The 10,120-nt window shown below is 41.9% G+C and carries 7 protein-coding genes; 1 reads left to right on the forward strand and 6 read right to left on the reverse strand.

What is annotated here, in order from left to right:
- Positions 1-23 precede the first annotated feature (23 nt).
- From WC639_05090 to WC639_05115, 6 genes are all read right to left on the reverse strand, one after another.
- Complete coding sequence (locus tag WC639_05090; GenBank protein ID MFA6307152.1) at positions 24-1,304, reverse strand: pitrilysin family protein; 1,281 nt, start codon at positions 1,302-1,304, stop codon at positions 24-26.
- A gap of 15 nt (positions 1,305-1,319) precedes the next feature.
- Positions 1,320-1,916 carry a hypothetical protein gene (locus WC639_05095; protein MFA6307153.1) on the reverse strand — a complete coding sequence of 199 codons (597 nt, stop codon included), beginning with the start codon at positions 1,914-1,916 and terminating at the stop codon, positions 1,320-1,322.
- A gap of 49 nt (positions 1,917-1,965) precedes the next feature.
- Entirely contained in the window at positions 1,966-3,084 is a 1,119-nt protein-coding gene (locus WC639_05100; protein ID MFA6307154.1) for a hypothetical protein, read from the reverse strand.
- A 214-nt stretch (positions 3,085-3,298) separates the two neighbouring features.
- On the reverse strand, positions 3,299-4,768 hold the full coding sequence (locus WC639_05105) for an O-antigen ligase family protein (GenBank protein ID MFA6307155.1): 1,470 nt from the start codon (positions 4,766-4,768) through the stop codon (positions 3,299-3,301).
- A gap of 18 nt (positions 4,769-4,786) precedes the next feature.
- Positions 4,787-5,848, reverse strand: a complete 1,062-nt coding sequence (locus WC639_05110) for a hypothetical protein (protein MFA6307156.1) — start codon at positions 5,846-5,848, stop codon at positions 4,787-4,789.
- A gap of 27 nt (positions 5,849-5,875) precedes the next feature.
- Positions 5,876-6,976: a DNA recombination protein RmuC gene (locus tag WC639_05115; GenBank protein ID MFA6307157.1), complete on the reverse strand. Its 1,101-nt coding sequence runs from the start codon at positions 6,974-6,976 to the stop codon at positions 5,876-5,878.
- 195 nt (positions 6,977-7,171) lie between these two features.
- Here WC639_05115 and uvrA point away from each other — a divergent pair, with 195 nt between their 5' ends.
- Positions 7,172-10,057, forward strand: coding sequence for an excinuclease ABC subunit UvrA (uvrA, locus tag WC639_05120; GenBank protein ID MFA6307158.1), 2,886 nt, complete (start codon positions 7,172-7,174; stop codon positions 10,055-10,057).
- Positions 10,058-10,120 lie beyond the last annotated feature (63 nt).

The raw sequence follows: 10,120 nt of genomic DNA on the forward strand, positions 1-10,120 counted from the left end.
TAATTCTAAAATATGCCATCTGATTATAGCTCCAGCATCTTCTCAAACTTCCCTTTATCTTTATACGGCCCGATGGCGGCTAAATTTAATTTTTTCTTAACAAAAATTTCCCGAGCCACGCGGCGGATGTCGGAAGCGCCGACTTTTTTAATCCGAGTGTAATACTCTTCCGGCGTTAAAATTTTATCTTGCCTTTTTTGCTCTTTAAATAAAATCGCCTGCCGGGCGTACCAGCTAGCCACGCTGTCCGATGATTCAAGCTGCAGGGCCGAACGGCCGATTAAGCATTGCTTAACGCGGCTTAATTCTTCGGCGCCGACTAATTTTTCCGTCAGCCTTTTATATTCATCTAAAATTATTTTTACGGCTTCGGCTAATTTTCCTATGGGCACGCCGGCCTGGGTGGTTAAATAGCCGGAATCGGTGTACGGCTCGTTATTGGTCCTGACGTAATAGGCTAAACCGCGCCTTTCCCTTAGCTCGGTAAACAGGCGCGAACTCATGGTCCCGCCTAAAATCAGGGAAATAATTTTTGCTATAATTTCATTTTTGTCGCCATAGTTATAAGTTCTGACTCCAAGCGACAGATGCGCCTGATCGGTCGGCTTATAAAATAAATTAAGCTTGGGCCGCGCTTGCTCATCGTTGGTTTTTAATTTTTCCCGATAATCTTTCTTGAAAAAATTATTAAAATATTTATCAACTAGTTTTACGGCCCCGGGCTTAAGACCGCCGGCTAAACTGATAATTGTTTTATCGGAGCTGTACTGCGTAGCCACATAATCCAAAATTTTTCGCCGGTTTAGCCCTAAAATGGTTGCCTTGGTTCCGATAGTGTCGCGGCCGGCCGGCGTATCGCCGTAAAGGCATTGCTCAAATAAATCTTCAATATAAATTAACGGATTATCACGGTACATATTCAACTCTTCTATTATCACGCCCTTTTCGCGGCTGATTTCTTCTTCTGAAAATTTTGAATTTAACAATATGTCGCTTAAAACATCTAAGGCTAATTCCAGATGTCCGGCTTCAACTTTAACGTAGTAGCCGGTGTATTCTTTGCCGGTAAAAGCGTTAAATTCTCCGCCCACCCGGTCTAGGGCCGAAGAAATTTCTAAGGTAGTCGAGCGCTTAACCGTGCCTTTAAAAAACATATGCTCTAAAAAATGCGAGATACCGCTATTGCCTTTATTCTCAAACCTTGAACCCGTGGCCGCCATAACTAAAACCGTCACTGTTTTAGCGCCGTCAATCGGCGCGGCAACTACTTCCAGCTGATTAGGCAGTTTGGTTATTTTAAACATAATTATAATAAATTTTTATTTTTCATATTCCAATATGGCCTGAAGAACTTTGGAATCGCTTTTTAACGGCTCTAATAAAAGAATCTGTGATTGGTAGACGGCCATAGTGCCGTCCGGTCCGTGAGTTTCTTTGCCCCGCTTAACCAGCCTTAAACTGCCGGTTTCATTTTGCTCTTTTTGCCCGCTGTCTTTAGCCTGGTCATAATCATAATAAACATTGACTATGGTTACCGGGTTGGCTTTAAGGTCGGAGATTTGACCGTAATAAAATTTTCCGTCAACCAATTTTACCGCGTACCAATTTAGATTTTTAGGCGCTTTATTAAAAACGGCCGAATTTTTAAAAACCAAACTGTAAACTGTAAAGCCAACAATTAAAAAAGCTAAAATAAAAATAATTGATTTAATTAAACCGCCGCGCGATTTACCAACCGTCGGCTTATTTATTTTTTTTAATTCCACTTCTGCCCCGGATTCTATTTCGGTTTGATAAATTTTTTCTAAAGGAGTCATGGCTTTCCTGCCTGCCGGCGGAGCGGATTTTGGCGTTGGCGGACGCCTTTGGCTTTCCATTTTTTCCCTTAAATCAACGGTTTGTTGAAAATCTGACATAAAATTATAATCTTAATTTGTAATCTTTGATGTAAAATTACAATCATCGTTATTTTCCTCCGGCTAAAACCTGTTCAATCGTATTCTTAAGCTGCGCTAATTTATTCCGGCCGCCTTTTGCCATTGAATTTATTTTTTTAGCGCCAGCCAAAATAAATTCCGCCGACTTTTTGCCGAAATTCAAAGATAAATCTTTCTGGCGGCCGGCTGTATTTTCTAAAACAATTATTGAATTATCTTTGGCATGACTAATAATTTCCCGGCCGCGGCGCGCGGCCATATCGGTTAAAGCCGTAAAACGCGCCAGAGAGAAAAAATCAGGCTCATTAACTTCAGCCACTCCGGCGACCCGGCCGCTTCTTGCGCTATTTAAAGCGCCCGGCGGCGGAAAAAATTTATCTTTAGCCATATAAAATATCTCGCCGATTGATTCGCCTTGGTAATTTATAAAACTGCTTAAAAGCGCCAAATTATTTTTACTTAAGCCCGCGGCCTTGTCTGAAAAAATCTCTAAGGGCGGCTTTAAGCCGCCAACGACCCGGTTAACCGTCTGGTTAAAGCCCGCCGTAGCGCCGAGGAAAAAGATCGCTAAAGCTATAGCCGCGCCGGTTAGTAGCCAAGGCCTGAATATTGAAGTTTTTTTCGCGCCTGGCCGTTCCAATAAATTTTTAATTTCTTTATTTAAAATTTTTAGCCATTCGGTTTCCAATCTTATTTCCGGCTCAATAAAATCAGCGATAAGCTCAACTTCAGGCAGAATAATTTTATCATTTAAAATCCGCGCCAAATTGTTTTGCGCCGGCGCTTTAGGCGCTTTAAACTTTTTCCTGTCCAAATGCTCCGTTAAATCGTCAATAAAATTATTAATCTCGCTTCTTCGTTTTTCTAAAAATGGGTGGCTAACGGCCGGCTCAAATTTATCCGGAGCCCCGCCGGGCGGCAATTTTTGCGCCGGCGCCAAAGACAATTTTTTTCCATCTTGGGCGTGAAGTTCTAGGTACTGGTTAAACCACTCCGCGGTTGAATAATATTTATTGCCAACCTTTTTGGCTTTTAGCTTCTTTCTTTGCACTAAAACCGAAACATAGCTAAAGCTATAAGAACTGGCTTCGGCTATCTTTTTTAGGGGTACTAACTTTTTAAAATTTTCGGATTGCGATTGGAGCATGGGTAAAAAAATACGCGGTTTTAGAGCCTTAATAAAGGCTAAAAAGTTGAATCAACGGATTGATTTAATTTTAGGCTAAATTAACTATTTTTCTAACTAAATGCTTATCAATTTTTTATGCCTTTATTATAACATATTATTTAAAATAAACTCAAATGAAAAAACGCTCAATATTAAGCGCTTTTTTTAGAAAAAACCATATGTTCATCCGCGTTCATCTTTTTGCCTGATTATTGCCGCGAGCCGCCGCGGGCGCGGCGGAATTTAAATCAGCCGACGATTTTTCATATTTTCCATCAGCTATTATCACTCCTAAAATCAGCCAGAAAAATAACACCCCGAAATGCAAACTAAAAAACCAATGGTCAAACGACATAATAATAAATAACGCGATCAAAATTGCCGCCTTATTGCCATCGCGAGAAGATCCGACGCTTTGGGCGGAAAAGCGAAATAGTCTAGCGAGGGCCCATATTATCAATCCGCTAAAAAATATCAATCCGAATATTCCGGCCTCCGCCCAAACTAACATAAAGACATTATGCGCCGGCTGATAATAATAACCCGCCTTCCCCGGATTTATTCCCTGACTCAAAGCTAAAGTATAATTGCCCAGGCCGGCTCCGGCCAACCAATTATTTTTTATCAACTGCCATGATTCTTGATATGATACCAACCTCTCTGAAGTTGATTTCTCTTCTAGCCTTCCTTCTCCGCTCAAACGTGAAGTTATTAAATTCTGATATTGGCCGAACAAAATGAATAATAAAATTCCCATCACTAAAATAACTTCCGCTAAACCTCTTTGTAATTTCAAATTTCTGCTTGCGATTACCGATATTATCATTATTAATAAGCCAACCGCTAGCCCCAGCCAAGCGCTTCTAGAAAAAGAAAAAAACAGCCCCGCGCTAAAAATTCCTAAAAATATCCAGCTTATAATTTTTAAATTTTTTTCTTTTTCTGTTTTTATAATCTGCCCTATTGAAAATAACGCTCCTGTCGCCATTACTCCGCCGAAAATATTCGGATGATCAAGCCCCCCGTAAGCCCTTAGCCAGCGCTCTGAAACGCCGTCAGCGCCAAGCGCTTCAATCACCGACGTCCCTAAATCAGCCGCGTTATGCAAAGCCATGCCCAGCCATTTGCCGGCAAAGCTTGATTGAATTAAAAACTGCCAGATGCCTAAAACGGCTTGTAAAAAAATGCCGGCCAACATGGCGTAAATCAATTTTAATCTATTATAATTAACGTTTATAATTAACCAAAATAAACCTGCGCCTAGCATTAACCAGCCAAATTTATATAAAGCCAATGGCTTATTAAGCGCGAAAAACACGGAAACGGCCGAAGTTAATATTAATCCTCCAATAAGCCACCAAGCAATTTTGCTATTACCAAAAAATCCCTTCGACCAGCTAGCGGATAAGTATTGCGGCAGACTCTCATCTGTCATTGCAAGCGCCTTTAGCCCCGGACTTGATCCGGGGGAAGCAATCTCACAAACAATAAATAACAGCAAAACTATAATTAACAGTATATCCGTCGCGTACAAGCTATAGGTAGCATACTCGGAATAGCCGCCATTAATTTCTCCCGCCTTAATAATCCAGCGAGTCTGGATGGGCAATAAAAAAACCAGCAGATATAAACCGTATTCAATTGTCTTATTTAAATATTTCATAAACTCTTCTGGCCATTATCATCTCAACTGCCCTATTTTACTTAAATATTTTTCTCTATATTCCTCTCGCCTGTCATTAGCATGCAGCTTTAATATACTGTCATTAATCACCACTCGGCTATCATGATACATCATTTCTTTTAACTGCGGCGGCAGTAATTTTAACTGCAGTGTTTTAAATTGCGGCTCCAAGCCGCCAATAAATAAATCAATTACATCGCGGTAAAATCGCGGCAACGAACCGCCAACGTCTCTCCGCTTTGACCAAGGCCCAGGCTGCTTGCCCGCCGGAGCTTCAGTCAAGGCGGGCCAATTAGGCAAATAATTTTTTAGCCAAGAATTAGCTGCCATTAGTTTTTCATAAACTCCGCCAATATCATAAATTGGCGTTAGCCCGGCCAGCCAATAAATAAAATAAATGTCGTTCCCGTACCCCTTTTTGTCATTCCCGCGAAGGCGGGAATCCAAACTTATCTGCTCCTCCTCCGAAACAGCGGCAGGATAATTTTTCAGCATTAGCCCGCTTAAATTCATCGCCCTTTCGCTCACATAAAAACTTAAACAAATTTTATCACGCGAATTATCAACTCGCGGCCGTAAACCTAAAAGCTTGGTTATACTAGCGCAAAAAAATCTGGTCAGCCAGATTCGCTTATCCTCGGTAATAATAAAAAAATCAATGTCGCTTGAATCTTTTAAATTATGCGCGCCAAGCAAATTGCCGACAGCGATCATTTTTATCCAAGGAATAAATTTAAAAATTTTTGACGCTAGCATGGCGCGCTTGAATTTTCTATCGGCAAAATTATAACGCCTCTGCCTTTCGGCGATAATGGCGCTTCGTCCGGCTAAAAAATAAAAGCCGTTTTGCTTCTCTATGGCGCCCGCTTTAGTGGGCGGAGTTAAAGGGGATTTTATCATTTCTTCCAGCGCCGCCATAACTTCAAACAACTCGCGCTTAACGCTCATATTTTGCCAGATTTCATTCAAAGTTAGCGGATAATCGAACAGGTCAAAAAAAGCAACCACTTTAATGATTGCCTCCTTTAATTCTAAAATTTTCTCATTGTTATTAATCATAAACAAACTCCGTAAGTAATAGTAAATCTATTCTTCTGTCTTCGGCTTCTCAATGGTCAACACTTCAACCTTAGCTTCCCCGCCGGCGATTTTCACCACATCTTTATCTATTTTTTTAAATTCTTTATAGGCGTTATTATAGTGATTAACCGCCGTGGACATGCTTACGCCTAATTTTTTCATAAAATCATCATAGCTTAATATGTGCCGGCCCAGCATTTCCACATGCTTTCTGATCTCTTTGGCACTCTCCTCAATTTGTAAAGCTCGCAGTCCCTGCAAGACAGTTTGCAAATACGCTAAAAACGAAGTTGGTGAAACAATAATCACATGCTTTTCCTTAAAAGCATATTCAATTAAATCGCGGGTATTAACCTGCACGGCGCCAACTTTATTGATTAACAGATCATAATAAATCGCTTCGGAAGGAATAAACATAAAAGCGAAATCCATGGTATTTTCACTCGGCTTAACATATTTGGCCGTCTCATCAATGCGCAATTTTAAATCCTGCTTAAATAATTTTTCCAATTTTTCTCTCTCAACCGCCTCGCGGCAATTTAAAATCTTTTCATAATTTTCCAAAGAAAATTTTGAATCAACCGGAATAATTTTTTCTTTAACAAACACCACGGCGTCCACGATCGTGCCGTCTTTAAACGGATATTGCATCTGATAGGAATTGGGCGGCAAAACATTTTTTAAAGTCTCTTCCAAAAAATATTCGCCTAAAACCCCGCGCTGCTTGGGATTTTTTAAAATATCCTGCAGGTTCTGCAGCTGCGCGGAAAAATTAACCACCTGCTTATTAGTTTCGTCCAACTTAGTCAGCCGTTCGGTCACGTCAGCGATCAAGCGGGCGGATTGGCCGGTAATATTTTGGATAATTTTCGTGGTCTGGCCGATTTGCTCCTGATTGGCGCGGTGGGTTTCGGCCAATTTTCCGTCCATGGCCTGCCTTAGCTCCCGATTCTGCTCTCTAAGCTCGGTTAACCGCTCCATCATAGCCGCTAATTTTTCTCCGTCTTGGCTGGGCGTGGCCGCGGTTTTTTTAATTAACAAAATTATCACCGCTATAATGCCAATTATCAATAATATTAGCAAAAAAATTATAACGCTATTCAGCATAAAATTTTTATAATATAACACGATTTTTTAATATTCTAAGTTTATCAATAAAACAAAAACTCTACAAGCTTTAAAAATACGTAAAGCCTCGCCTTGCCAAAATCTTTTTTTTACCCTATAATGAATTGCGTTGTTTTAACTAACTCTACATAGACGTCCGACGTCTCAAAAACGTCCGACGTCTTTATCCGCAATATGCCCAACTTCATAAAAATAAAAGGCGCGCGCGTTCATAATTTAAAAAATGTTGACGTGGAAATTCCGCGCGACAAACTAGTGGTTTTAACCGGCCTGTCCGGTTCGGGCAAATCGTCTTTAGCTTTTGACACTATTTATGCCGAAGGCCAGCGCCGTTATGTTGAATCTTTATCCGCTTACGCCCGGCAATTTATCGGCCAAATGAACAAGCCTGATGTTGACTCTATTGACGGCTTGTCTCCGGCCATTTCCATCGACCAAAAATCCACTTCCCATAATCCGCGCTCAACCGTCGGCACGATCACGGAAATTTATGACTATCTGCGCTTGCTTTACGCCCGCATCGGCGTGCCCCATTGCCCAAACTGCGGCCAGCTGATAAAACCATTGTCTATTGATGAAATTATCAGCCAAATTACCGCCAGCTTTATAAATCAAAATGTAATAATTCTGGCGCCATTAATTAAAGATAAAAAGGGCGAGCATAAAGGAATTTTGGACGGCGTAGCCAAAGCCGGCTATTCCCGCCTGCGCTATGACAATATTATTTACTCTTTAGAAGAAGTCCGTGACTTAAACGTTGATAAGCAAAAAAAACATAATGTTGAAATCGTCATTGACCGCTTAGCCATTACTAAAGACAAGGAAGACTTGGCCCGGCTGACTGAAAGCGTGGAAAAAGCCCTGGAATTAGGCAACGGCTTGGTTACAATAACGGCATTACCCCCTTTAACAAAGGGGGCGCAGGGGGATTTAAAGAATAACGCTAAAGAAACCACTTTTTCCAAACTTTCCGCCTGTTCTAAATGCGGCATCAACCTGCCGGAGCTGGAACCGCGCAATTTTTCTTTTAATTCGCCACATGGCGCCTGCCCTGATTGCGCCGGGCTGGGCACAAAATTGGAAATTGATCCGAAATTAATCATTAATTTTAATTTAACAATCGCCCAAGGTGCCATCCGCGCCTGGACCCATAATACGGCCGGCGGCCAAGGCTGGATGATGCGCATCTTAGGAACGGTGGCAGAGGCCCAAGGCTTTGATTTAAATACTCCGGTCAAGAATTTGACGAAAAAACAATTAGACGTCGTGCTCTACGGGTCAGGCGAAAAAAACTATAATGTCAACTATCAAAGCGAACGCTTTTCCGGCGAATTAACCACTGATTTTGAAGGCGTTATTCCCAATTTAGAGCGCCGCTTTCAGCAAACCGAATCTGATTATGTGAGACGTGAAATTGAGCAATACATGAGAGTCTTGGTTTGCCCGACTTGCTTAGGCAAGCGCTTAAAGCCGGAAATGCTGGCCGTAACTATCGCCGGAGAGTCAATTTTTGACATCTCGGCCAAAACCATTGATCAAGAAAAAAAATTCTTTTCCGAGCTCTCAAATTCAAAAACAATTTCCGCGCGCGATAAAAAAATCTCCGCGCAAATTTTAAAAGAAATCGGTTCCCGCCTGAATTTTTTATCAAACGTCGGCCTGGATTATTTAACGCTCGGGCGAACGGCCAATACTTTATCCGGCGGCGAAGCCCAGCGCATTAGATTGGCCACGCAAATCGGCTCGGCCTTGATGGGCGTAATTTATATTTTAGACGAGCCGTCTATCGGCTTGCATCATCGGGACAACAACAAGCTGATCGGCACGCTTAAAAAACTGCGCGATTTAGGCAACACGGTAATCGTGGTTGAGCATGACGAAGCCACCATGCTGGCGGCTGATTGGTTGATTGATATCGGCCCGGGCGCGGGCGAGCATGGCGGCCAAATCGTGGCCGCCGGCGCGCCTCTAGCTATAAAGAAAAACGCTAAATCTTTAACCGGCCAATATTTAAGCGGAAAAAAATTCATTCCGGTGCCGGTTAAATACCGCGCGGGTAATGGCAAAAAATTAAAAATTATAAAAGCCAGCGAGCATAATCTAAAAAATATCAACGTAGAATTTCCTTTAGGCTTGTTTATCGCCATCACCGGCGTTTCCGGCTCCGGCAAATCCACCTTAATGACCGATATTTTAGCTAACGCTCTGAACCAAAAGCTTTACCGGGCCAAACAGGAGCCGGGTAAACATGAAAAAATTGAAGGCCTGGAGCATATTGATAAAGTAATCAATATTGACCAATCGCCTATCGGCCGCACTCCGCGCTCTAATCCGGCGACCTACACCGGCGCTTTTACGCCGATTCGCGATTTATTCGCCTCTTTGCCGGAAGCTAAAATCAGAGGCTATAAGACCGGGCGCTTTTCTTTTAACGTGCCGGGCGGGCGCTGCGAAGCTTGCGGCGGCGACGGCATGGTTAAAATAGAAATGCAATTTTTACCTGATGTTTACGTTGAATGCGAAGTCTGCCACGGCAAAAGGTATAATAAAGAAGCTTTGGAAATTCATTATAAAGAAAAAAATATTTCCGATATTCTTAATATGACGGTTGAGGAAGGCTTGTATTTTTTTAAAAACATCCCGGCTATTGAACAAAAACTTTTCACTTTAAACCAAGTCGGCTTAAGTTATGTAAAACTCGGCCAATCGGCCACAACGCTCTCCGGCGGCGAAGCCCAAAGAGTAAAATTAGCTACCGAATTATCCCGCCGCGCCACGGGAAAAACTTTATACATTTTAGACGAGCCGACCACCGGCTTGCATTTTGACGATATTAAAAAACTCTTGCAAGTCTTAAACCAGCTGGTTGATAAAGGCAACACGGTTTTAATTATTGAGCATAACCTGGATGTTATAAAATCAGTTGATTGGATTATTGATCTCGGGCCCGAAGGCGGCGATAAAGGCGGAGAAATAGTAGCCATCGGCACGCCTAAGCAAGTCGCCGATAATAAAAAGTCATACACCGGCCAATATCTATCTAAAATACTTAAAAAATAAAAAACCTCGTTTGTGCGAACGAGGGGTGAATTAAAATTTGGTCACGGGGAAAGACCATTAAAG

It is taken from the genome of Patescibacteria group bacterium, from assembly GCA_041662965.1.
GTDB lineage: Bacteria > Patescibacteriota > Patescibacteriia > Patescibacteriales > GWC2-42-12 > JACPHD01.